Origin of the sequence: Pseudoalteromonas arabiensis (assembly GCF_001550155.1) — a bacterium.
Classification (GTDB): Bacteria; Pseudomonadota; Gammaproteobacteria; order Enterobacterales; family Alteromonadaceae; genus Pseudoalteromonas; species Pseudoalteromonas arabiensis.
Map to the genome: position 1 here is coordinate 716,211 of NZ_LRUF01000008.1, position 21,648 is coordinate 737,858.

Here is a 21,648-nt window from a genome sequence, read left to right on the forward strand (position 1 = left end):
GGTATTAGTTTAAGTCTTGTACATACACAATGATATAGGCTCATAGATGAGCTAGGAGAGTGCTTATGTTAAAACAATTGAATCCTACAGGCGTACTGGATTTATTATCACAACTAGAAGTAGACTTACTCGAACAATCATCCACCAGCGAGCGTTATAAACTTTTTAGAAACTGTGTGCTTGCCGTCCTAAATGTGGGCAGTCATACCGACTCAAGCTCTGAGATATACGATAAATTTGAAGATTTTGATATTCGCCTTCTAAGCCGTGAACGTGGTATTAAAATAGAACTTGAAAACCCTCCTGAATCGGCGTTTGTCGATGGCGAAATTATCACCGGTATTCATGAACATATTTTCTCAGTTATCCGCGATATTTTGTTTATCTGCCAAAAATATGAAAAAAACCTGACCGAACAAAAAGCCATCACGCATATGGTGTTTGACATGCTAAGAAATGCGGGTGCGCTCCGCGTCAACAGTGATCCTAGTATGATTGTTTGCTGGGGCGGTCATTCAATTAACGAAGTTGAATATAAATACACCAAGCAGGTGGGTTATGAGCTTGGCCTACGTGGTTTAAACATTTGTACTGGTTGTGGCCCTGGCGCAATGAAAGGGCCAATGAAAGGGGCAACTATCGGGCATGCTAAACAACGTATTTCAGATAACCGTTATTTAGGGTTAACAGAACCTAGCATTATTGCTGCTGAGCCACCGAACCCGATTGTAAATGAATTAGTTATTTTACCCGATATCGAAAAGCGCCTAGAAGCTTTTGTAAGAACGGCACATGGCATTATTATTTTCCCTGGCGGTGCAGGAACAGCTGAAGAGCTATTGTATTTGCTGGGTATTTTGCTCCATCCTGATAACGAAAAACAACGTTTACCTGTGATACTCACGGGCCCTAAAGAGAGTGAAAATTACTTTATCGAGCTTTGCAAGTTTGTTGAGAAAACACTCGGTAAAGTCGCTCTTGAAAAGTTCGAAGTCATTATTGATGACCCTGCCCGTGTCGGTAAATCGCTAAAAACCCAAATGGCCGAAGTTCGCGATTACCGTAAGAGCCAAGGTGATGCCTACTACTTCAATTGGACATTGAAAATTGATAATGATTTCCAGCAGCCTTTTGTTCCAACACACGAAAACATGGCCAGTTTGGACTTACATTTAAATCAACCTACACAACAATTAGCAGCAAACTTACGCCGTGCCTTTTCGGGTATTGTGGCAGGTAACGTTAAAGATGAAGGTATCCAAGCCATAAAACAACATGGTCGATTTATACTCAGCGGTGAGCCTACATTAATGACCGACATGGATAAGTTGCTTGCAGCCTTTGTTGCACAAGGTCGAATGAAACTCCCTGGCAGCAAGTATATTCCTTGTTATGAGATTAAAGCGTAACAAGGAGACTGTGTGAGCACCCAGTTACTTTTAATCGATGCGCTTAATCTAATCAGGCGCATCTATGCTGTTGATAGTAATCAAAGTCACCATAGTGAAGAGCATATGATCAAAGCAAGTTGTGCCCGTGTGGCTCATGCTTGCAAAAAGTTACGTGCGCAATGTAACGCCACCCATGGCGTTGCTGTGTTTGATGGTGACAGAAGCTGGCGCTATCACTACTTTAAAGATTACAAATCTTCTCGGGCTCCAATGCCTGATTTACTTAAGAAGAACCTTGCATTATTTAAGCAAGCGATAGAACACACTGGCATTGTTGTTTTCTCCCCTGATAACGACGAAGCAGATGACATTATTGCGACTCTCGCCTACAAGGCCGCCTCAAATAAAGTGCCCTCAACCATCGTTTCAACTGATAAAGGGTTTTTACCATTTTTATCTGAATACATAAGCGTTTTTGACTACTTTAAAAAACACTTTATCAGCCAAGATGATATTCATAAGCGTTTTTCAGTGCCACAGCACAGGCTAATTGATTTTTGGGCTTTAGCAGGTGATAAAACCAATGATATCCCAGGCGTTAAAGGTATTGGCAACAAATCAGCACAACAATTGATAAATCAATATAATGTGATTGATGATGCCATAGACGATAAAACGCTTAACGCGACTTTAAAGCGAAAGCTCATTGCCGAGATGGATTTGTTTGTCATTTCCAAAAACTTGGTTACCTTGCGAACAGATATAAACTTAGGCTTTAGTTTAAAGCAGTTAAGGCTCAATTAGTCGCAATCCATTAGCACTGTAAAGCAACTGATCGTATACTGAAAGCAGCGTTCGTATTGAAGAGTGACACATGTTTAAAAAGGTTTTCCAATATCTGATACTAGGATTGGGTGTTTACGCACTTATAGCGGCCCTAGTTATCACTTTTTATAAAGATGATCCTCAAGCAATGATTTGGCAAGATCGTGAAGCGTTCAATAAACGTTATATTGCCAAGCTTTCAATCGATAAACCTGAAAACCTTAATGCCGTACTTGATTATTTAGGTAGTCCAGACCTAACCTATGCGAAACGAGCAGAAGATGTTGTATGGCAAATTGTTTTTTATCGCACGCAACATGTTAAATCTGATGGCATTACAACAATTGATGAGTGTACAGGTCTATTATTTAAAAACGGTCAACTTGTTTTATGGGGCCCCAGTGCCTATGAAAGCTATCAACAAGAAGGCTAACACGCTATGATGGATCCAGTCACGCCACGAGAATTAGCGCGTTTGTTTGATAGCACTCACCAACTATTAAAGCTTTATCATCACAAAAACAAATGGCCACAGATATACCCTCTATTAACTAACCTTGCTGAACGTTACTACCTCATTTATCAAGCTTGTCCTAAAGGCCTGCAAGCGCAACTAAGCTTATATGTTCCAGATCATGGTTATACAACTAATTTAGTCGTTAACCAATGTGTACTCGCCTGTGTGTTATGTCGAGCCCTTAACTACAACCAAGCAATCAGCGAACAAATTATTGCAACCTGCTTGGCTAATTATTTATGTGTGCAATCACAAAGTAATAAGTTAGCGTGTGCACAGACTCTCACCACACAAGATAAAAAACTGTGGCAATGTCGCCATCAGCTCGCAGTAAAGTTATTGCATGCCTCTGGGCCTATGACATTAAGTGTGCAGCATATACTTGCACGCCTTAATAAATACAAACAAGCCTTACTGAGTGCGCCAAAAACAATGATTTACGATGGTGCGACGACCCTTGTTGCCCTCGCTAATATCATTGCGATGAATATAACTTATCGTCAAACAGGCGAGCACATTAGTTTACACAAAGCACTGGCTGACATTTACTTACGAACCCCAAATGAATTTGCTCAAAAAGCGATTAAAAGCTTTATTGCTCACACCGGCTCATACCTACCTGCCAGTGAAGTAAATTATGCCGAGCAGTCACTCGTTTATTTAGCAACGGATGATCGTGCACGGCATATACTTGTCGATGTTTCTCGCCCTGAAAAGGTGCGTTGGCATAGAGTGAAAGCAACGCTTAGCACGTTTGAGAAACAACGAGCATGTGATGATAACCGCTTACTCTATACAGTTTGGTTCAGCGACAATATAAATTTTGCGCACCCTGAAGACATTGCTAAATCTCAGCGACAAAAATACCTCAATCTCATTAGCCAATTAAAAATATCGAAAGAATACTGTTTTAGCGCTCTTAATAAGTTACTGAGTCCATTTCCAGAGCTCATTTTGCAATTAACTTTAGCCGTTAAACCCTATAACAAAGAGCATCAACGTGCTAAAGACTTACGCCATTGTTTATCAATGGTGGGCTACGACAATGCCCCTGCTATTATTCAAAAAGTACTTTTTCAGCGTTTAGTCGCAACCATTTCACACCCATTAGAACAGCATCTAGTTAAGCGACTAGAAAATATTGCTGTTATTATTCAAGCTTTTTTTAAGCACTCAACTATTCAACAATTTGAACAAGTTACCCTGCCCTTATACGCGTACTGTGTATTCTTGTGTGAAAAGCATGCTACGGCTTTATCCCGAAAAACATTATTTGAACCAGCAGAATTAAACAATGTTAGTGCCCCTTTAGCTTGTTTATTTGGCGTAAGTGCAATTGATCAAATACCACTTAGTGAATACCTTATGCAATTACTCGGTGATAACCCATGGACTGGATACTTACTTAACAGTGAGCAAAAGGAAAAGCAACAATTAGGTAGTGAGGAAAAACACTGGATTGCGATAAAATTATTCGCTTACTATGTTTTTCAACCCAACGCGGTTTTCAGCAGTTGGCAAGAACAAATCATGGCACAAAGCCTCAATCTAGTTGGCTGGCAATCAAAAGCGGATTTTTATTCATATCTAGAAACCTGTGAGTTTGCCGATAATTTTTAGATTGTGTTGTTAAAACGTGCAAGATCGTTAAATAATTATGAACTTTCGCCTATTTATAGTCAGTATTCACAGGATAAACTGGCAAAAAGCTGAATAAATTGCTATAAAAGCCGCTTAAATTTTCAAACACATCCACGTAAGTTTCTAACAAGTAAAGTCGTGCTCAATTTCGCGATATATTTACGTGTATATCTACTCATAAATAGGAAAAGTAAATGGCTAAACAAACCATCACAGTGATCAAAGGCGACGGCATTGGTCCTAGCATTATTGATTCAGCACTTGAGATCCTTAAAGCTGCAGGTTGCGATTTTGATTATGAATTCGTTGATGCTGGCCTTGCTGCCCTAGAAAAAACTGGTGAGTTACTTCCGCAAGAAACCATTGATACGATTGCGCGTAACAAGATCACTTTAAAAGGTCCTTTAACTACACCAGTGGGTGAAGGTTTCACATCTATCAACGTTACATTACGTAAAAAGTTTGGCCTATACGCAAACGTACGTCCAGTTAAATCTTTTGCAGGTACGAAAGCTCGTTACGATGATATCGATATCATCACTGTTCGCGAAAACACACAAGGTATGTACTCAGGTCTTGGTCAAGTTGTATCTGAAGACGGTAACGAAGCTGAAGCGATGTCGAAAATCACACGTGAAGGTGCAGAAAAAATCGTTACTTTTGCATACGAATTAGCAGTACGCGAAGGCCGTAAAAAAGTAACAGCAGTACACAAAGCTAACATCCTTAAATCAACGTCTGGTTTATTCTTAAAAGTTGCACGTGAAGTCGCTGAGCGTTACCCGCAAATCGAATCAACTGAGATGATCGTTGATGCAACATGTATGAAGCTAGTAATGACGCCAGACGAGTTTGATGTAATTGTTACAACGAACTTGTTCGGTGACATTCTATCTGACCTATGTGCTGGTCTTGTTGGTGGTTTAGGTATGGCACCAGGTGCAAACATCGGTGAAGATGCAGCTATCTTTGAAGCTGTTCACGGTAGTGCTCCTGATATCGCAGGTAAGAACCTTGCTAACCCAACTTCAGTTATCTTAGCGTCAATTCAAATGCTAGAGCACCTTGAAATGGGTGAAACAGCTGAGCGTATTCGTAACGCTGTAGCAGACGTTATTAAGACAGGTGACCGTACTACACGCGACCTAGGTGGTAGCCATGGTACAACTGATTTCACTCAAGCAGTAATCGACCGCCTATAATTTTAGTCTCAAACTAATTTTTAAGAAGCCAGTCATTCGACTGGCTTTTTTTATGGCTAGATTATGCATAGCTAAGCAATAGTTATATTATTTATTACTGTTAAGCCATAAACCAACACAATCAAATTAATGCATAGTTATTCCTAAAAAACCGCCAATAAAAACAAACAAAAGAACAAAAACAACTATAAAAACAAAAATAAGAAAAAATAATGCAAAAAAAACCTTTTACAGTTGACATCCCCTGCTAAAAAGCTTAAAAATAAGTCAATCATTTTTTAGGCAGCAACTCTATTTAGGAGTTGTCCTTTTATAAGAATTTAAAAACTATGAATATTCGCAGTCACCTTTTAGTCGTCAACGTTCTCGTACTGGTCTTTTTAACAAGCCCAGCGGGGAGCTATTAAAAGGTGAAAGCATGCTTTTAAAAAACCCCCGCCCTATGCGGGGGTTTTTTTATGCTCTCGCAGCTAGCACACAGAGGAATGAGGATGAGTAAAACACAATACAATGGGTCAGAACTAGTCGTTCGGGCGTTAAAAGAATTAAAGGTTAAATATATTTTTGGCTACCCAGGTGGGTCTGTACTAGACCTATATGATGCACTTTTTCAACAAGATGATATTGAGCATATCTTAGTGCGTCATGAACAAGCTGCTACACATATGGCAGATGGTTATGCCCGCGCCACGGGAGAGGTCGGTGTTGTGCTTGCAACTTCAGGCCCAGGGGCTACAAACTGCATTACCGGTATTGCTACCGCTTATATGGATTCTATTCCTATGGTGGTTCTATCTGGCCAAGTGCCTACAGGCCTAATTGGTGACGACGCTTTCCAAGAAACGGATATAGTTGGCTGCTCAAGGCCCATAGTAAAGCACAGCTTTAACTGTCGTAGCGCTAAAGACATCCCAGCCATTCTTGCAAAAGCTTTCTATATAGCTAGCACAGGTCGCCCTGGTCCTGTTGTCGTTGAACTACCAAAGGATATGCTAAACCCAGCACTTACTTTCGAATTTGAGTTTCCTAAATCAACTGAGCTAAGAACCTATAACCCCAATACTAAAGGGCATTCAAAACAAATAAGAAAAGCCGTTACTGCGATTCTAGAAGCAAAGAAATTAGTTATCTACTCTGGTGGTGGTATTGTGCTATCTAATACCTCTGAGCAGTTAACCCGACTTGTTGAGTCACTCAATGCGCCTATCACGAATACACTAATGGGTTTAGGTGGCATTAGTGGTACACACCCGAACTTTATTGGAATGCTTGGTATGCATGGCAGCTTAGAAGCCAATAAAGCAATGGCCAACGCAGATGTTATTTTAGCGCTTGGCGCCCGTTTCGATGATCGGGTAACTAATAACGTTAAAAAGTTTTGCCCAAATGCAACTATTGTCCATGTAGACGTAGATCCAACATCAATCTCTAAAACCATTAAAGCCCACATCCCAGTTGTTGGTTGCTTAAACACGGTTCTTGAACAACTTCAAACAGCGATTGATAAAAGTGCTATTGCGATAGACCGCTCAGCACAAGAAGATTGGTGGCGACAAATCATTAGCTGGCGCGAACAAAAGTGTTTAAGCTACAGCACAGATGGCGATAAAATTAAGCCGCAAGCTGTAATAGAAGCCATTTATAAAGCAACCAATGGTGATGCTTATGTTAGCTCTGATGTAGGCCAACACCAAATGTTTGCAGCTCAGTATTACCCGTTCAAACATCCACGCCAATGGATTAATTCAGGTGGCTTAGGCACCATGGGCTTTGGGTTGCCAGCTGCTATGGGCGTTAAACTTGCTTTCCCTGATAAAGAATCTATCTGTGTGACAGGTGATGGTTCAATTCAAATGAACATTCAAGAGCTATCAACCTGTTTACAATACAACTTAGCTGTAAAAGTAGTCTCACTTAATAACCGTTCACTTGGCATGGTGCGCCAATGGCAAGATATGATGTATTCAGGACGTCACTCATCTTCTTATATGGAATCATTACCTGACTTTGTAAAACTAGTAGAAAGCTACGGCCATGTGGGTATTCGCGTCGACCATATCGATGAACTAGAACCAGCAATCGAGAAGGCTATGTCAATCAATGACAGGCTCGTTTTTTTAGATATTTGTGTTGACGAGAAAGAACATGTTTACCCTATGCAAATCAAGCTAGGAGCTGTAGACGACATGTGGTTACGTAAAGGAGTAAAAGCATAATGCGCCGTATTTTATCAATCTTATTAGAAAATGAACCAGGCTCGTTATCACGCATTGTTGGCTTGTTTTCACAACGAGCTTACAACATTGACAGCCTAACCGTTGGCACAACGGATGATCATTCATTATCAAGAATTACCATCACAACCATGGGTGATGACCGTATCGTTGAGCAAATCACGAAGCAAGTTAATAAACTTGTTGATGTACTTAAGATCATTGATCTAACTGAGATGGCACATATTGAGCGCGAATTGTTACTTGTGAAAGTGTTTGCCCAAGACGAAAACACCCGCGCAGCGGTCACTCGTGTGGTTGATGTATTTCAAGGCGCGATTCTTGATATGGGTCGCCATAGCTACACGTTACAACTAGTGGCTAGTACTGAAAAAATAGAATCTTTCCTTGATACACTACGTCACGAGACAGATCTTATTGAAGTTGTACGTTCTGGTGCGGTTGGCATTGGTCGAGGAGACAAGGCGCTAAAAGCGTAACCATTTTTTGAGCTAAAGCAAAGAAACAAAAAAAGGGCTAGTAAGCCCTTTTTTTAATAATAAGCAATTAGTCTTATTAAGGATTAACTTGATCTTTAAGACCTTTACCCGCTTTAAAGCTTGGGATAGTTGCTGCTGCGATTTGAATTTCTGCACCAGTTTGTGGGTTACGGCCAGTACGCGCTGCACGTTCTTTTACTGAGAATGTACCGAAACCAACTAATGCTACTGAGTTACCTTCTTTAAGAGAGTTAGTAACCGCGCCAGTGAACGCATCAAGCGCACGTGTTGCTGCCGCTTTTGAGATTTCTGCATCAGTAGCAATTTTTTCAACTAATTGAGCTTTATTCATTGTTAGATTCCTATTCGTTATTATTTTGCCTTCGCAAAACCTATCTTTATGTATTTTTGAAAAGTTAGCAACAGCAAATTGCTATTTTTACGTAAATTCTTCAAAAATGACTACATTTTAACTATCTGTCACTAATCTAGTGACTTCAGGGTTAATAAAGACTGAATTTAACCATCTTTCAAATGGTTTAGAGACAATTAAACTATCGTTCGATTTTCTCGATAACCAAGGTCACTTCCCCGACCTCGATGCCAAACTTATCAATAGCAGTACGGTTAATCAAGCGTGATTGTGTTACCAAATACATCCAATCATCAAAATTCACTACTAAAGTACTACCATCATAAGGTAATTCTACCGAGTAGGTCCAATGAAAAACACTGCCATTGCTGTCACCGTAGGCTGTACCAACAACATCTGATGCCGTTCCCTCAATGCTGCCATCCTCTTTTAGGGTGATATTCCAAGTGCGAGTTTGCGTTTCACCGTCATCATAGACGAACTGTTCATCAATAATGCCCTGATTGCCTTGCCAGCTCGCTTGCATATCCACCACTAACTTACGTGTTAGCTCGCCTTTATGGTCTTGGACAACACCATAGGCTTTCAATTCGCCATTAAAGAAGCGTTTAAAATCAAACTGTGGCTCTGTTCCTTGGTAATAATCAACATCAGGCGCAGAACAACTGGTGACTAACATTACCATGGCAAAAATAAAGATTACTTTGAGCTTAATCATGTTTCCCTCCAATAAGCTGTTTTCGAAGTGAAGGCTCTGAGGTATCGCTACTGAGCCAAATTGCTAAAAAATGGTCTGCAAACTGCTTATCTTCAACAACACCAAGCTTGTCGTTATTGAAGTAAAAAGTACCTATCCCTTGTGTATTCGTTTCGAATGACAAAGAGTCGTTTTTTTTGATATTTGGCCAAAGCGCTAACAATTGTTCGTCATACGCATTAACCATATCCACCAAACCTAGATGCTGCCATTGCTCGTTGGTCGCTTTTACGATGTCTTTTGCGTCAAAATTGCGCAGATAAGTAAGTGTTAATTTCACCGGATGTTCACCAAACTCATAGCTTCCTGTTGGAGTTTCTAGTTTCGCGTTGTAAACATCCCAGAATAAATATTCCATTTTTGCTTCGCCAACGGTCTTAAATCCGTTAGCACTGGCATATGCTGACAAAGTCAACGAGATGGAAAAAAGCATCAAATGTATTAACTTCATAATTGCTTGCCTAAAAGTCAGTTTGTAGACACTACGATTTAAGCGTAAAAGTTGATCATTTCTTGGCAAGCATTCTGTTATTTAAGATCAGAATAGCTAGAAACATTGACGCCCAACCTGCGCCATACATAATCCAAAACTGCCACAAGGGTAACTCGATGTTTAATACTTCAAAACGTGCCCCTGCAAAGTAACTAGCAGGTGCAAATACAGCGCAAAGTAACCATGCTAAGTACCAAGGAAGCTTTTGCAAAAATTGCATTGAAGTATTGACGGTAAGCAGTAACGCAGACCAAAGTACCACCAGCCAAAAAGGAAATGGAGCCTCTTTAAAACTCAGCAAATTAAGTGCTGTAGCCAGCCATTCAAAAGTCAGCGCAATAGGTAGAGCAAAAACCAGTAAAAAAACATCTTGTCTTCGTTGCAATGACAGATACATCATCAACGCAACACAAACGAGGGCCGGTAAAATAGACTTTTGTTCAAGGAGTAAGGCCATAAACCAAACCCCTTGGAACAAGGCAAAATTAATAATTGAGCGCAATGTCATCGCCAGAATGCACAAATCGCGGTCTGCGGGCAACAAGATGAACCGTGCTTATTGCACGCGTTCTAAAAGCCCCCTCGCAGTAAGCAAGATAAAATAACCACAAACGATAGAAGCGTTGATCGAACTTTACTTTATCGATTTCAGGCCAACTAGCAATAAAACGTTCACGCCAATCGGCAAGGGTTCTAGCATAATGCACACCTATATCTTTTACACTGTGTACGACCATGTCCGTTTTCAGTTTTATTTGTTTGTTCATCTCGTCTAAACACGGCAAACAGCCACCTGGGAAGATGTACTGCTGAATGAAGTCAGAATTTTTTAGGTAATGTTTATAACGCTGGTCGGCAATGGTAATCGCTTGAATTAACATAGCGCCATTTTCTTTTAACAGCGACTGACACTTAGCAAAAAAGCCAGGTAAATACTCATGACCCACTGCTTCAATCATTTCTATGGAGACAAGCTTATCGTAACGCCCTTCAAGCAAACGGTAATCTTGTTTGAGCAAGGTTATTTTACTTTCTAAGTTTAGCTGTCGAATTTTCTCAGCTACATAAGCGTGTTGTTCATCAGAAATCGTCGTAGTTGTAACATGGCAATCATAATGAGTGGCAGCGTATATTGCGAAAGCCCCCCACCCTGTACCAATTTCAATTACCTTGTCGCCCGCCTGCAAATCAACTTGCTCGCAAATAAGCGCTAGCTTGTGCGACTGAGCTTGCTCTAGTGTTGCTGTTTGCGATGGATAGACTGCACAAGAATATAGCATTTCGTCACTTAGAAAAGAGCTATACAAATCATTGCCTAAGTCATAATGAGCAGCAATGTTCTTTTTAGAACCTCGTGACGAGTTTTTATTTTTTAAATGATTAATGCGATGCGCTAAGCCACTTAAAAAGGCAAATTTTTTCTCAAACGCGTCAAGCTGATCTTGATTTAATGCAAATATTTCAATCAGCTGCGTTAGATTATCGCACTCCCAATAACCTAGAATATACGCTTCTCCGGCCCCCACACTACCAGATAATGCAAACAGCTTATACATTGCAGGGTCTTTGACAGTCACTGTCACGTTTAAAGAGCTACTTGGGTTGCCGAATTGAATACGTTCATTTTCTTCAACAAGTGTGATGCAACCAATATTGATGCTATTAAAAGCACCGGTTACAAGCTTTTTGTAGATTTTTGTTAACCAACTCGTTGTATGAGTCTGTGTTAAGTTTGATACCTTTTCCATCACATCACCTAGTTTGTTTCTCTTGCTTGCCCGAGTGACCAATAAAAGGCACACGTTTACAGAACAACTTCAGCGCATGAAAATAAATCCCCTTGAAAATACTGAGGGTCATCGCTGGGAAACGTTTAAGTACAGCACTTACTTGTTGTTTAGTAAGCGGCTGCCTTTGCAGTCTCAATGTTGCGTCAAACAAGAGTTTTTCGTCTTTTTTATTTTCAATATGAATCATAGTGTTATCAGAATTTTGTCTGACACTCCAATAATAGTTCATATCTAAGTTCATGAAAGGTGATACGGAGAAAACCTTTTTAAAGTTCACTTTTTTTTGCAGGGGTACGACATAATAATGACGTTCATTCCAAGGGGTATTACTCACCTCAGCAAGCATGTGGCTAAATTCGCCATTCGGTGTCTGATAAAAGAAAAAGTTTACAGGGCTAAAATAAATGCCGAAACAGCGCATTTGTCCAAGCATGAAAACATGACTGAATGTTTGCGTGACGCCGAGCTGTGCGATTTTATCGAGTGCGCGCTGTTTTACAGGTAATTGCATGTCAGTTTGATAGTTAAAATAGTCGCTTTGATTGAACTTCAGCGCTTTAAAACCATCACAGCCAAGCCAAGGATGAATACCGTTCAATTCTTCAGGCCGTGATAAATCAACCCACATCATATAAAGTGGGTATTTGAAGTGGTGCTCCTTCACCGCAAATCGTCGGTGGCGAATATCACCGACATAAATTGCGCTATTCAAACTCAACCCCGAGTTGCTGTGCGACATTAACAGCACTTCTAACACCATCTTCATGGAAGCCGTTATACCAATAAGCACCACAAAAATAACTGTTATTTTTTCCGTCTATGAGTGACTTTTGCTTTTGAGCCGCAATAGATTGTTTATTAAAAACAGGGTGATGATATGTAAACTCTCTGAGAATTTTATCTTTACTGATCCCTTCCCGGTGGTTCAACGTGACACAAAATTGCGTATCACTTTTGATACCCTGTAAAATATTCATTTGATATGTTACTACAGCCGCTTTATCCGTGTTGTCATTCAGTAAGTAATTCCAACTGGCCCAAGCAGCTTTACGTTTAGGTAAGAGCGCAGTGTCGGTATGTAGCACCACTGAATTGGCTGTGTATGGCATTGCAGCTAGCACTGCTTTTTCATCTTCACTTGGGTCTAGTAATAATTTGAGGGCTTGATCTGAATGACAGGCAAACACCACTTTATCAAAGGTTTCAGTATGACCATCGTCAAAATGAATATGAGCACAGTCTTCAGTACGTGAAACCGAGCTAATGTTGCTATTCAGACGAATTTTATCCGCAAAACCTTGTATCATAGGTTTAATGTACTCGCGCGATCCACCTGGTATTACGTACCACTGTGGGCGATTAGTAATGTCCAATAAACCATGGTTATAGAAGAACTTAACAAAAAACTCAACGCCGACTTGGGTCATCTCTTTTATGCTAGTCGACCAAATAGCCGCGCCCATCGGTAAAATATAATGGAAGCGGAAAAACTCATTAAAATTGTGCTCGTCTAACAGCTCGCCCAGCGTTTGATTTTCTGTATACGTTTGTTTTGCATGCAGCGCTTTACAGACATCATTGAAGCGCACAATATCTTTCAATAACTTCCAAAATTTAGGGCGGAAAATGTTGCGCTTTTGAGCAAATAAACTGAAAAAGGTATGACCATTATATTCAAAACCTGTGCCTTCATTATGTACACTAAAGCTCATTTGCGTTTTTTGGCGGTCGACACCTAAACGGTCTAATAACTTCTCAAAATACGGGTATGTTCTATCGTTAAATACAATAAACCCCGTATCAACAGCATATTCAACGCCACCAAGATTAACGTCAATGGTTGCAGTATGGCCGCCTATGTAATCGTTTTTTTCAAATACAGTTACATCATAATGTTTGTGCAGTAGGTGTGCGCAGCTTAATCCTGCTATGCCAGACCCAATTACAGCCACTTTTTTCAACGTGATAATCCTTTTGCAAGCTTCAACCATAATGGCATAGGAAGCATTCTTAAAAATTTTAAAATGAAGGTAAAACGATGGGGGAAGTGCACTTCTTTGCGCCTTTTCTTAACCCCTTTGTAAATATAGTTCGCAGCCTGTTCAGCCGTTACAGCCATAGGCATCGGGAAGTCGTTTTTATCTGTTAATGGTGTTTTCACAAACCCAGGGTGAACAAGAGTGACATCCACATCAGTTAAATCCACCGCGAGGCTATTTGCCAGATAACTCACTCCGGCTTTAGAAGCTCCATATGCTTGACTTCGTGGCAAAGGAAGATATGTCACACTGGAACTTACAATAACAAGCTGACCACCAGATTTAATTCTTGGCAGCAATGCCTCTAAACAATACCCCATGCTAAGTAAGTTGGTGGTAACAACACGCTCAAACAAGCTGCTGTCGAAGTTACGTGCATCATCAATATATTCACAATTACCTGCGTTTAAAATAACGCGGTCAAACTCATTGTAAGCAACTGTACTGGAACGTATATCCTGTAAGTTTGTGGCATCAAATTGACAGCTTTCGATGTGGCTATGTTTACTCAGCTCAGCAAGCTTCTCTGTATTTCTACCACAGGCAATAACGTTTTCACCCTGCTCTGCATATAGCCTAGCAAGTGCTTCACCAATCCCTGAGGTTGCTCCTGTAATTAAAGTAGTCATTATGCACTTGTCCTTTTATCAATATAACGTATTGCCGTACCAAGAAGCGGAATATGCCTATACAGAAGTGCGCCTACATCAAAGTAGTCCTGATGATGAACTATTTTATCTCCCTCAAAAACTAAACGGCTGTGCCCCTCAACGGCAATGCTTTTGCCATTATTTAGTTTTGGGTGGCGATAATGCATCGTCCAATAGATAAAGGCTTTGTTGTTGCTACTTTCAGTGTCTTTTATCGAAAACTGGCAAGACAACACATTAGCGTATAAGTTTTCAAAGTAATGATGAAGTGACTCAAGACCGTTCACGGTATGCAGTGGATCAATAAATTGGATACTTGGGTGATAAATATCATCAAGTAGCTGCAAGTTGTTTTTGTTCAGTGATTGGTAAATTTCAATAAACCTATCGAGAGTCACCTTGTCCATATCACACCTTAAATGCGTTTAGTGCACGTTCTCGTGCTGCTTTATGATCAACAATTGCTGGCCAATAACTGCTAGACTTTCCTTGCTTAGCTAAATAATCATGAGGAAAGTGGATTTGTTTCGCAGGTATTTTTTCCAGCTCTGGTAAATATTTACGGATAAATTCACCATCTGGATCAAAACGCTCACTTTGAGTAATGGGATTAAAAATACGGAAATAAGGTTGTGCGTCACACCCTGTGCTTGCTGCCCACTGCCAGCCGCCATTATTTGAAGCCAAATCACCATCAATCAAGTGCTTCATGAAAAAGCGCTCACCCTTTCGCCAATCAATAAGTAGGTGCTTTGTTAAAAAGCTTGCAACCACCATACGTAAGCGGTTATGCATCCAACCTGTTTGCACTAACTGGCGCATTGCAGCATCAACAAGAGGATAACCCGTTTTCCCCTCGCACCATGCTTTAAAGTCACTGTCGTCGTTACGCCACTTAACCGCATTATATTTGTCGTTAAAGTTTGCGTACTTGCTTAGGCGTGGAAAAACCGATATGAGGTGTCGGTAAAATTCTCGCCAAATTAACTCATTGACCCAGCAAAACAAATTGCTTTTCGCACTTTTTAATATATCAGGGTGACGCTGTTGAATCAGCGCAAGAAGCTGATGAACACTAATAATACCTAACGCTAAATAAGGACTCAGACCTGATGTACCTTTAATGCTTGGGATATCTCGCTGCTCTTGATAAGAGGCAAGCTTTTCATCTATGAAGCGGGCACAGACATGACTTAAGGTCTCATCATCAACGGGCCACTTTTGTGAGCTTCCATCTGATGTGAGTAATTTACTTTCTTGCCACTCGATTTTGTCATGCATCTTAGGCAGCTCAGCAAAGTAGAAGTGTCTGTCTTGATACTCTTTGAGCCATGCATTTTTAAATGGAGTAAAGACCTTAAACATCTCACCACTTTGATTTTTGATACTACCTGGGGGGGCAATAACATCACCATCGTAAGTGTAAAATGAAACTCCTAGGCTATCGGCTTTATCTACAAAGGCACGATCGCGCTCAACTTCATTTAGCTCATACTCGTTATTAACGTAAACATTTTTTACTGCATTTTCTTCGCAAAAATCGGCTAGTTTGTCAACGCAACCGGTATAGTCTCCAGCATCAATGAGATGCAACTTTATACCTTTACTTGCTAATAACTGGCCTAAAAAAGCAAGCCTGCGTTTTAATAAATCTAGCTGAATATCTGCGACATCATGAGCCTGCCACTGCTTTTCAGTTATAAAAAATACAGCATGTTGGCAGCCATTCTCGATCGCTTGATACAGAGCGTCGTTATTAAAAAGGCGCAAATCGCGCCTAAACCAGAATAGTGTGTTCATTAAATTCCGTAGCGTAGTTTAAGTTCGTTCGGATAAGGGTCTAAGTACACTTGTTGACTTAGGTATTCATTTGGATGAACTTTGAGGTGATGCTTTATCAGCGTTAATGGCACATACAGTGGCACCAACCCTTGCCGATATTCGTCTATCGCATCGCGTAACTCTTGCTTTTCAATCTTAGAGAGTGACTTTTTAAAATAACCTTGCAAGTGCATAAGCGTGTTCGCATTATTTTTGCGAGAAGCAGGCTTTTTCAAAGCAGTCATCAAACCAAAAATATAATCACTTGCTAATGCTTGAATATCATGACCATCAAATGTACCCAGTAAATTGCCTAAATTACGGTATGCTTCGTAGTTGTGAGCCATCAAAAGATACTTATACTGAGCATGAAATTGGGTCAAACGATGCACGGTTAAAGGTTGTTCATTAAGGGTTTGCCAATGTTTGTAAGTGTATACACGCATAACGAAATTCTCTCGTAAATGCATGTCGTTCAAGCGCCCGTTCTCTTCACATGGCAATAGTGGATTATGGGCCATTATTTGCTCAGCAAAAAAGCCCACACCTTCAGAGGTGTTACCTGTGCCTTGTTCGTTGTAAATTTTGATACGCTCCATACCACAGCTGGGGCTTTTGGCGCAAAAAACAAAACCGCTTAACTCAGCTGTTTGCTCCGTAGCAACTCGCTTTCCGTATTCTGTAAGTTTTGGTCCTACATCCCCCGTGCCGTCAGGGCGACAAACTTTAATTGTGTCACCCACTCTCACTTGGCGGATGGTTGGTCGTGGGATTGGTAGTCCCACAGCAACTTCAGGACAAAACTTCTTATACTCAACATGGTTAGCGAGCTCGTCCATACAGAAGTTAGATTTTTTATGACCACTATCAAAACGAACTTTATCGCCAGCAAGACAGGCACTAATACCTATTTTAATTGTTGATTGCAGCATAGGATCCCTAATAAATTAAATTACCAATTGGGTTAAGTAATTTGCTAATACCTTTGTTAAAATGCAGCGCACTACTAACCACTGTAAAACACAAACACCCTTCAGTTGTTTTTGGTGTATGGTTATGGCGTCCATCCAGCATCATAAAATCCCCTGGGACATAACTGCCATCTTCATCACTAAACTCACCATCAAGTAATAAGGTTAGCTCAAAACCTGTGTGAGTGTGGTCCGGAATTTCACCACCGGCATCGATATGTAAAAGACTGGCTCTGAGCGCCCCATCATCCAATGCAATTCGTGAACGTGCTAGTTTACCTATTTGCATAAAGCTACTGTGCCCAATGCGAGTTAGCGCCCTTGGTAAGGTGTACTCTTTTCCCTTAACCTCTACTTTGATAGCCGGTTGATCATATACTTCATCAATACTCTCATCCGAGGTGATGTTGTCGAACATAAGCTGGTCAAAGCAAATATCATCGTCGTTAACTACGTCTTCAAATGCAGTGTTTGCATTTTTAGCTTCAAGTGTAGCGAGTTGCTTTTGACATACAGGACACATCTCAACATGAATAGCAACCGCGACACTTAGCGTAGCCGGCAAATTGCCCTCACTAAATTGCACTAATAATTCGTTGCTCGGGTGATGCTTAATCATGTTGCTCTCCCATTTCGTTGCGTAACTTCTGCAAGGCTAGACGAAGTCGAGACTTCACTGTACCTACGGGAATGTTTAAATGCTCTGCAAGTTGCTCTTGTGACATATCTTGAAAATAAACGCCGCGTACCACTTCACGTTGGGCTTGTGGTAAACGGTCTAGATATTGTTTAATTTGCTTATCTTCAAGATGATCGCTGAACTCGTGCTGCCCAGGCTCAGCTTCATCAATGAGCGGCCAGATATCTTCACTTATACACTCTTCTTTGCTGCTTTTCATTTTTCTGAGCATATCGAAAGATGCATTTCGCATCACAGTGTATACCCATGTTGTCGCAGCACCTTTTTCAGGATGGTATAAGTGTGCCTTTCTCCAAACCGAAGTGAGCGTTTCCTGTACCAATTCCATTGCTTGAGCCTCAGAACCAAACTGTTTGATTCCAAAACGCTTTATTTTGGGCGAAAAATATTGGAAAAGAAAAGCAAATGCACGCTTGTCACGGGAAGTGGCAACAGCGAATAGCGAATTAGCAAGCTCTTTGCTCGGTGTCTCTGGCATGGCAGTAAATTGACCTGTTTTAGGTTTACAACCTGTTTGAAGTTGTTGACTTACCATTTTAATGTCATCCAATTATTGTCGTAAGATGCAATACGCATTCAGACATGGTTCGGATCATATTAATCAGTAAATTCTGTGTTAATTAGAGTATGGAGGAAAGTGAGTAAGTTTTCAAAGTTAGATTCAAAGGCAAGTTGTTGTTTTTTAACTAGTGAAATAGGTAGAATTTCGAGCCAACGCGCAGCAACCCACGCCAAATCATCGTATTGCGGTGTTGGATAAAGTGCAGACAAGTCAGGCTGACTAGCAAACACTGAACGAAGCGTCTCGCTTAATAAAGCATTGTTCTGATCCAAAGGTATTTTTTTATACCAAACAGGCTCAATTACTGCTTCTACATCAGCGTAACGCAGCATATTTTTGTCTTGAAATGGATTGTGGATTGTGACAGCAGCTTGTGCATAAACATCTATCAAGAGCTGACCGCTGTCGTCTTGATTAAAGTCATTTATTTGCATCAAGCAACCTAGATTAGGCAAGTTGAACTCAGTGTCGTGCTGGTAAGTACATAGCACAAATCCCGTATTATCTTTCGCGGCTTCTTTAACCATATCAAGATAACGTTGCTCAAATATTCTAAGTTTAGTCGCCCCTTCTGGAAGAATAAAAACCGGTAGGGGAAAAATCGCACGCTTCATAAAGTCTACTATTTAAAATACCACATGCCTCTAATTACGTGCGCTTTTCATTTGCCGATCAATATTTCATGAAATCTTCATTTATGCCCAGTAAATTAAAAGTTGAACCATTGTGCAACGTTTCTAAATAATTCGATTGACGCGTACGCACTCAGTAAACTCAAAACGGGTGCAACCATAAGTAAAAATAAACTGATTTCACTACTCATTAGATGTTTCCTTACTGCTTATTTTCTACAACAGGTGCTTTAGCAATAACGGTTGATTTGTCATTTTCCTTAACAACCTCTTCGCTCATGTATTCATTGAGTAATTGCTGAGCATCAAATTCAATACTGTTTGTCACATTTTGTTTAAGCTCATTACTCGCTTGTTGAACATAACTTTTTAGCGATTGAGTAATTGTGTTACTAATATCTAATTCAAAGTCAGTCGCACTTGCTTGAGTAGACCCTAATACAAGTAACGCAGCTGTTGTAAGTTTAAGTGAGTTATTCATAATGATATTCCTTGTCTCTTTAAGTAATTAGTCGTAACTACTTAATCAAAGGTTGTGCCAGCATGGAAATATTTTTCAACCCATTAATTTTTAATGATTTTTTGTAAATTTTAATTTTTCACCCTATTCAGCAATGGTTAATAAAACCAATCAATTTAATATTTTTGACTAACTATTAGCGAAAAAATAAACGTTGATATTTTCAGCGTACACTTGTACACTGAAACTGTTTTTACAATCACTTTTAGAGAGTTTATGACTGCTCAGTTACCTTACTCGCGTCAAGAAGAACAACTCAATGTACTCACTCATAGCATGGGCGTGTTATTTGCTTTTTACGTACTGTGGGATTTGATTTCGCAATCAAAAGCTGTGTCAGCAACAGTCAGTGCGATTGTTTATGGTTCGAGTTTACTGGTGCTTTTTATGGCATCAACACTTTACCATGCAAGTACCAAAGCGCGTTTGCGTGCCATCTATAAAAAATGTGATCATTGCGCTATTTATTTGCTAATTGCTGGTACTTACACACCATATCTCGTCATATCATTATCGGGAATGTGGGCAATTTCAGCGCTGGTATTTATTTGGAGCTTAGCAATAGGCGGGGTCATTTATAAATTAGCGGTAAAAAATGGCAATAAAAAAGTATCACTTGCAACCTACTTATTAATGGGCTGGTTTGCCCTTGCCCTTGTCTACCCTCTGTACTTAAATTTAGATCACAGTGCTTTGTGGTGGTTATTAGCAGGAGGCGTTGCTTACAGTCTTGGTACTTTTTTCTACAGTGCTAAAACACGCCACTATAGTCATGCTATTTGGCACGTATTTGTACTTGTTGGGTGTGTATGTCACTACTTATCAATCAGTTTATATGTTTTTTAATGCCATTGGTGTAAACGCATATTGATTTTAGCTTTATTAAAGCTCACCCCTTCACTGATTAATTTTTGCCGTTGTTCAAGGTGTTTACTTGTCCCTTCTGGAAAAGAGATTTTACCTTGGCTATTTACAACACGATGCCATGGAATAATTGAATCACTGGGCATTTCTTTTAATAAGCGGCCAACCAATCTGGCATTTTGCGGGTAACCCGCAAGCGTAGCAACTTGCCCATAACTTGCTACTTTACCTGAAGGGATAGAGGCTATTATTGTAAAAATTAATTCTTCTTTAGTTGCCTGTTGCATGGGCTTGCTCCGTATATTCTTTACTTACCTCACTAAAGGCTTGCCAAATTGATCTTGCAACTGGACCATGATGCACTGAATGTTGCCTAAACACGCGAATTTCTGCGCCAAACTGGTGCTCTCTATCCGTAATTTTTATTTGCTGTAACAAACCTGATTCTATTTCAGCCTGACAGTGTTGCAGACTTATCATTGCCCAACCAGCACCCGAGAGTAAAAACGACTTAACACTGGTAATATCATCTATTTTCATTAAAGCTGAGCCAAGGTTGTAAGATAGCCTGTCAGAGTCAAAACTCAGATCACTTTCAAACATAGCCAGACATGGGTAATTTTGTATCTCGGCAAAACTAATCTCTCTTGGCACGACATGAGGAGCACTCACTATACCAATATCAAACTTACCTATCGGTAAACTTTCGAGGTCCCCTGTTGCATGAAACAAATCAAACCATGGCCCAATGCCTAAATCTGCCTGCAAGCTATTAACTTGTTCTAAAGACACAAATCGTTTTCCTGAAGAAATACTAAACTCAGTACTTGCAAAGCACTTAAAGGTTTCGCTTATCACTTGATTATAACTATGCTGATGACACAGCTGCTCGTAGCAAATTCTGTAACTGGCTTCATTACCCAGCGCAAGTTCTTTTGCTAAAGAAGCCAACTCACTGTTTGCATTGAGTAATTGACGTGCTTCACGATAAAAAATGCGCCCTTTCTCTGTTAAACATAAGCGATACTGATTTCGGTCTAACAATTCAAAACCAAGCTCTGACTCAAGCTTCTTTATAGCAAGCGTCAATGCAGGTTGTGTTTTGTGTAATGTCACAGCTGCTTGGCTTAAACTAGAGCTTTGCACGATTGCATCTAAAATTGTTAATTGATTTAAATTCATTAATC

The 21,648-nt window shown here is 40.2% G+C and carries 25 protein-coding genes; 8 read left to right on the top strand and 17 right to left on the bottom strand.

Going from position 1 to position 21,648, the window contains the following annotated elements:
• Window positions 1-65: 65 nt before the first annotated feature.
• The 7 genes from ppnN (at window position 66) to ilvN (ending at window position 8,289) form a co-directional block, all read left to right on the top strand.
• On the top strand, window positions 66-1,409 hold the full coding sequence (gene ppnN / locus PAARA_RS05800; protein ID WP_062568104.1) for a nucleotide 5'-monophosphate nucleosidase PpnN: 1,344 nt from the start codon (window positions 66-68) through the stop codon (window positions 1,407-1,409).
• A gap of 12 nt (window positions 1,410-1,421) precedes the next feature.
• Window positions 1,422-2,195, top strand: coding sequence for a flap endonuclease Xni (gene xni, locus PAARA_RS05805; protein WP_062568105.1), 774 nt, complete (start codon window positions 1,422-1,424; stop codon window positions 2,193-2,195).
• A 70-nt stretch (window positions 2,196-2,265) separates the two neighbouring features.
• Complete coding sequence (locus tag PAARA_RS05810) at window positions 2,266-2,649, top strand: DUF3192 domain-containing protein (RefSeq protein WP_062568106.1); 384 nt, start codon at window positions 2,266-2,268, stop codon at window positions 2,647-2,649.
• A 6-nt stretch (window positions 2,650-2,655) separates the two neighbouring features.
• On the top strand, window positions 2,656-4,353 hold the full coding sequence (locus PAARA_RS05815; RefSeq protein ID WP_062568107.1) for a hypothetical protein: 1,698 nt from the start codon (window positions 2,656-2,658) through the stop codon (window positions 4,351-4,353).
• A 215-nt stretch (window positions 4,354-4,568) separates the two neighbouring features.
• Window positions 4,569-5,576: an isocitrate dehydrogenase gene (locus PAARA_RS05820; RefSeq protein ID WP_062568108.1), complete on the top strand. Its 1,008-nt coding sequence runs from the start codon at window positions 4,569-4,571 to the stop codon at window positions 5,574-5,576.
• Window positions 5,577-6,067: 491 nt separating this feature from the next.
• Complete coding sequence (locus tag PAARA_RS05825; RefSeq protein ID WP_062568109.1) at window positions 6,068-7,792, top strand: acetolactate synthase 3 large subunit; 1,725 nt, start codon at window positions 6,068-6,070, stop codon at window positions 7,790-7,792.
• Window positions 7,792-8,289 carry an acetolactate synthase small subunit gene (gene ilvN / locus PAARA_RS05830; protein WP_036972002.1) on the top strand — a complete coding sequence of 166 codons (498 nt, stop codon included), beginning with the start codon at window positions 7,792-7,794 and terminating at the stop codon, window positions 8,287-8,289. Before PAARA_RS05825 ends, ilvN begins: the two co-directional genes overlap by 1 nt.
• Before the next feature lie 76 nt (window positions 8,290-8,365).
• Here the strand turns inward: ilvN and PAARA_RS05835 are convergent, their stop codons facing one another.
• The 15 genes from PAARA_RS05835 to PAARA_RS05905 form a co-directional block, all read right to left on the bottom strand.
• A complete protein-coding gene (locus tag PAARA_RS05835; protein WP_036972004.1) occupies window positions 8,366-8,641 on the bottom strand; it encodes an HU family DNA-binding protein in 276 nt (91 codons plus the stop codon).
• 202 nt (window positions 8,642-8,843) lie between these two features.
• On the bottom strand, window positions 8,844-9,380 hold the full coding sequence (locus PAARA_RS05840) for a DUF3833 domain-containing protein (RefSeq protein WP_062568110.1): 537 nt from the start codon (window positions 9,378-9,380) through the stop codon (window positions 8,844-8,846).
• Entirely contained in the window at window positions 9,373-9,870 is a 498-nt protein-coding gene (locus tag PAARA_RS05845; RefSeq protein WP_062568111.1) for a chalcone isomerase family protein, read from the bottom strand. Before PAARA_RS05845 ends, PAARA_RS05840 begins: the two co-directional genes overlap by 8 nt.
• A gap of 55 nt (window positions 9,871-9,925) precedes the next feature.
• A complete protein-coding gene (locus PAARA_RS05850) occupies window positions 9,926-10,369 on the bottom strand; it encodes a DUF2878 domain-containing protein (RefSeq protein WP_405128750.1) in 444 nt (147 codons plus the stop codon).
• Window positions 10,370-10,397: 28 nt separating this feature from the next.
• Window positions 10,398-11,660 carry an SAM-dependent methyltransferase gene (locus tag PAARA_RS05855; RefSeq protein WP_062568113.1) on the bottom strand — a complete coding sequence of 421 codons (1,263 nt, stop codon included), beginning with the start codon at window positions 11,658-11,660 and terminating at the stop codon, window positions 10,398-10,400.
• 4 nt (window positions 11,661-11,664) lie between these two features.
• Window positions 11,665-12,414: a DUF1365 domain-containing protein gene (locus PAARA_RS05860; RefSeq protein ID WP_062568114.1), complete on the bottom strand. Its 750-nt coding sequence runs from the start codon at window positions 12,412-12,414 to the stop codon at window positions 11,665-11,667.
• Window positions 12,407-13,663: an NAD(P)/FAD-dependent oxidoreductase gene (locus tag PAARA_RS05865; RefSeq protein ID WP_062568115.1), complete on the bottom strand. Its 1,257-nt coding sequence runs from the start codon at window positions 13,661-13,663 to the stop codon at window positions 12,407-12,409. The genes PAARA_RS05860 and PAARA_RS05865 overlap by 8 nt, the downstream gene beginning before the upstream one ends.
• Entirely contained in the window at window positions 13,660-14,370 is a 711-nt protein-coding gene (locus PAARA_RS05870; protein ID WP_062568116.1) for an SDR family NAD(P)-dependent oxidoreductase, read from the bottom strand. The genes PAARA_RS05865 and PAARA_RS05870 overlap by 4 nt, the downstream gene beginning before the upstream one ends.
• A complete protein-coding gene (locus PAARA_RS05875; RefSeq protein ID WP_062568117.1) occupies window positions 14,370-14,798 on the bottom strand; it encodes a nuclear transport factor 2 family protein in 429 nt (142 codons plus the stop codon). The genes PAARA_RS05870 and PAARA_RS05875 overlap by 1 nt, the downstream gene beginning before the upstream one ends.
• 1 nt (window position 14,799) lies before the next feature.
• On the bottom strand, window positions 14,800-16,191 hold the full coding sequence (gene phrB, locus PAARA_RS05880; RefSeq protein WP_062568118.1) for a deoxyribodipyrimidine photo-lyase: 1,392 nt from the start codon (window positions 16,189-16,191) through the stop codon (window positions 14,800-14,802).
• Window positions 16,191-17,144 (bottom strand): YbgA family protein, encoded by a 954-nt coding sequence (locus PAARA_RS05885; RefSeq protein WP_062568119.1) that lies wholly within the window; start codon window positions 17,142-17,144, stop codon window positions 16,191-16,193. The genes phrB and PAARA_RS05885 overlap by 1 nt, the downstream gene beginning before the upstream one ends.
• A gap of 7 nt (window positions 17,145-17,151) precedes the next feature.
• Window positions 17,152-17,802 carry a ChrR family anti-sigma-E factor gene (locus tag PAARA_RS05890; protein WP_062568120.1) on the bottom strand — a complete coding sequence of 217 codons (651 nt, stop codon included), beginning with the start codon at window positions 17,800-17,802 and terminating at the stop codon, window positions 17,152-17,154.
• The gene (locus PAARA_RS05895) at window positions 17,795-18,418 is read right to left on the bottom strand and encodes a sigma-70 family RNA polymerase sigma factor (protein WP_062568121.1); all 624 of its coding nucleotides are present in this window, start codon (window positions 18,416-18,418) and stop codon (window positions 17,795-17,797) included. Before PAARA_RS05895 ends, PAARA_RS05890 begins: the two co-directional genes overlap by 8 nt.
• 62 nt (window positions 18,419-18,480) lie before the next feature.
• Window positions 18,481-19,059 (bottom strand): LON peptidase substrate-binding domain-containing protein, encoded by a 579-nt coding sequence (locus PAARA_RS05900; protein WP_062568122.1) that lies wholly within the window; start codon window positions 19,057-19,059, stop codon window positions 18,481-18,483.
• Window positions 19,060-19,279: 220 nt separating this feature from the next.
• A complete protein-coding gene (locus PAARA_RS05905; protein WP_062568123.1) occupies window positions 19,280-19,558 on the bottom strand; it encodes a hypothetical protein in 279 nt (92 codons plus the stop codon).
• A gap of 255 nt (window positions 19,559-19,813) precedes the next feature.
• Between PAARA_RS05905 and trhA the strand changes: the two genes are divergently transcribed.
• Window positions 19,814-20,443 carry a PAQR family membrane homeostasis protein TrhA gene (gene trhA, locus PAARA_RS05910; RefSeq protein WP_062568124.1) on the top strand — a complete coding sequence of 210 codons (630 nt, stop codon included), beginning with the start codon at window positions 19,814-19,816 and terminating at the stop codon, window positions 20,441-20,443.
• Here the strand turns inward: trhA and PAARA_RS05915 are convergent.
• On the bottom strand, window positions 20,440-20,748 hold the full coding sequence (locus PAARA_RS05915) for an MGMT family protein (protein ID WP_062568125.1): 309 nt from the start codon (window positions 20,746-20,748) through the stop codon (window positions 20,440-20,442). The genes trhA and PAARA_RS05915 overlap by 4 nt on opposite strands.
• The gene (locus tag PAARA_RS05920; protein WP_062568126.1) at window positions 20,732-21,643 is read right to left on the bottom strand and encodes a LysR family transcriptional regulator; all 912 of its coding nucleotides are present in this window, start codon (window positions 21,641-21,643) and stop codon (window positions 20,732-20,734) included. The genes PAARA_RS05915 and PAARA_RS05920 overlap by 17 nt, the downstream gene beginning before the upstream one ends.
• Window positions 21,644-21,648: the final 5 nt, after the last annotated feature.

Coding starts and splice junctions, on each gene's coding strand:
- ppnN (WP_062568104.1), top strand. CDS start 66: ATGTTAAAACAATTGAATCCTACAGGCGTACTGGATTTATTATCACAA.
- PAARA_RS05810 (WP_062568106.1), top strand. CDS start 2,266: ATGTTTAAAAAGGTTTTCCAATATCTGATACTAGGATTGGGTGTTTAC.
- PAARA_RS05815 (WP_062568107.1), top strand. CDS start 2,656: ATGATGGATCCAGTCACGCCACGAGAATTAGCGCGTTTGTTTGATAGC.
- PAARA_RS05820 (WP_062568108.1), top strand. CDS start 4,569: ATGGCTAAACAAACCATCACAGTGATCAAAGGCGACGGCATTGGTCCT.
- PAARA_RS05825 (WP_062568109.1), top strand. CDS start 6,068: ATGAGTAAAACACAATACAATGGGTCAGAACTAGTCGTTCGGGCGTTA.
- ilvN (WP_036972002.1), top strand. CDS start 7,792: ATGCGCCGTATTTTATCAATCTTATTAGAAAATGAACCAGGCTCGTTA.
- PAARA_RS05835 (WP_036972004.1), bottom strand. CDS start 8,641: ATGAATAAAGCTCAATTAGTTGAAAAAATTGCTACTGATGCAGAAATC.
- PAARA_RS05840 (WP_062568110.1), bottom strand. CDS start 9,380: ATGATTAAGCTCAAAGTAATCTTTATTTTTGCCATGGTAATGTTAGTC.
- PAARA_RS05845 (WP_062568111.1), bottom strand. CDS start 9,870: ATGAAGTTAATACATTTGATGCTTTTTTCCATCTCGTTGACTTTGTCA.
- PAARA_RS05850 (WP_405128750.1), bottom strand. CDS start 10,369: ATGGCCTTACTCCTTGAACAAAAGTCTATTTTACCGGCCCTCGTTTGT.
- PAARA_RS05855 (WP_062568113.1), bottom strand. CDS start 11,660: ATGGAAAAGGTATCAAACTTAACACAGACTCATACAACGAGTTGGTTA.
- PAARA_RS05870 (WP_062568116.1), bottom strand. CDS start 14,370: ATGACTACTTTAATTACAGGAGCAACCTCAGGGATTGGTGAAGCACTT.
- PAARA_RS05875 (WP_062568117.1), bottom strand. CDS start 14,798: ATGGACAAGGTGACTCTCGATAGGTTTATTGAAATTTACCAATCACTG.
- phrB (WP_062568118.1), bottom strand. CDS start 16,191: ATGAACACACTATTCTGGTTTAGGCGCGATTTGCGCCTTTTTAATAAC.
- PAARA_RS05885 (WP_062568119.1), bottom strand. CDS start 17,144: ATGCTGCAATCAACAATTAAAATAGGTATTAGTGCCTGTCTTGCTGGC.
- PAARA_RS05890 (WP_062568120.1), bottom strand. CDS start 17,802: ATGATTAAGCATCACCCGAGCAACGAATTATTAGTGCAATTTAGTGAG.
- PAARA_RS05895 (WP_062568121.1), bottom strand. CDS start 18,418: ATGGTAAGTCAACAACTTCAAACAGGTTGTAAACCTAAAACAGGTCAA.
- PAARA_RS05900 (WP_062568122.1), bottom strand. CDS start 19,059: ATGAAGCGTGCGATTTTTCCCCTACCGGTTTTTATTCTTCCAGAAGGG.
- PAARA_RS05905 (WP_062568123.1), bottom strand. CDS start 19,558: ATGAATAACTCACTTAAACTTACAACAGCTGCGTTACTTGTATTAGGG.
- trhA (WP_062568124.1), top strand. CDS start 19,814: ATGACTGCTCAGTTACCTTACTCGCGTCAAGAAGAACAACTCAATGTA.
- PAARA_RS05915 (WP_062568125.1), bottom strand. CDS start 20,748: ATGCAACAGGCAACTAAAGAAGAATTAATTTTTACAATAATAGCCTCT.
- PAARA_RS05920 (WP_062568126.1), bottom strand. CDS start 21,643: ATGAATTTAAATCAATTAACAATTTTAGATGCAATCGTGCAAAGCTCT.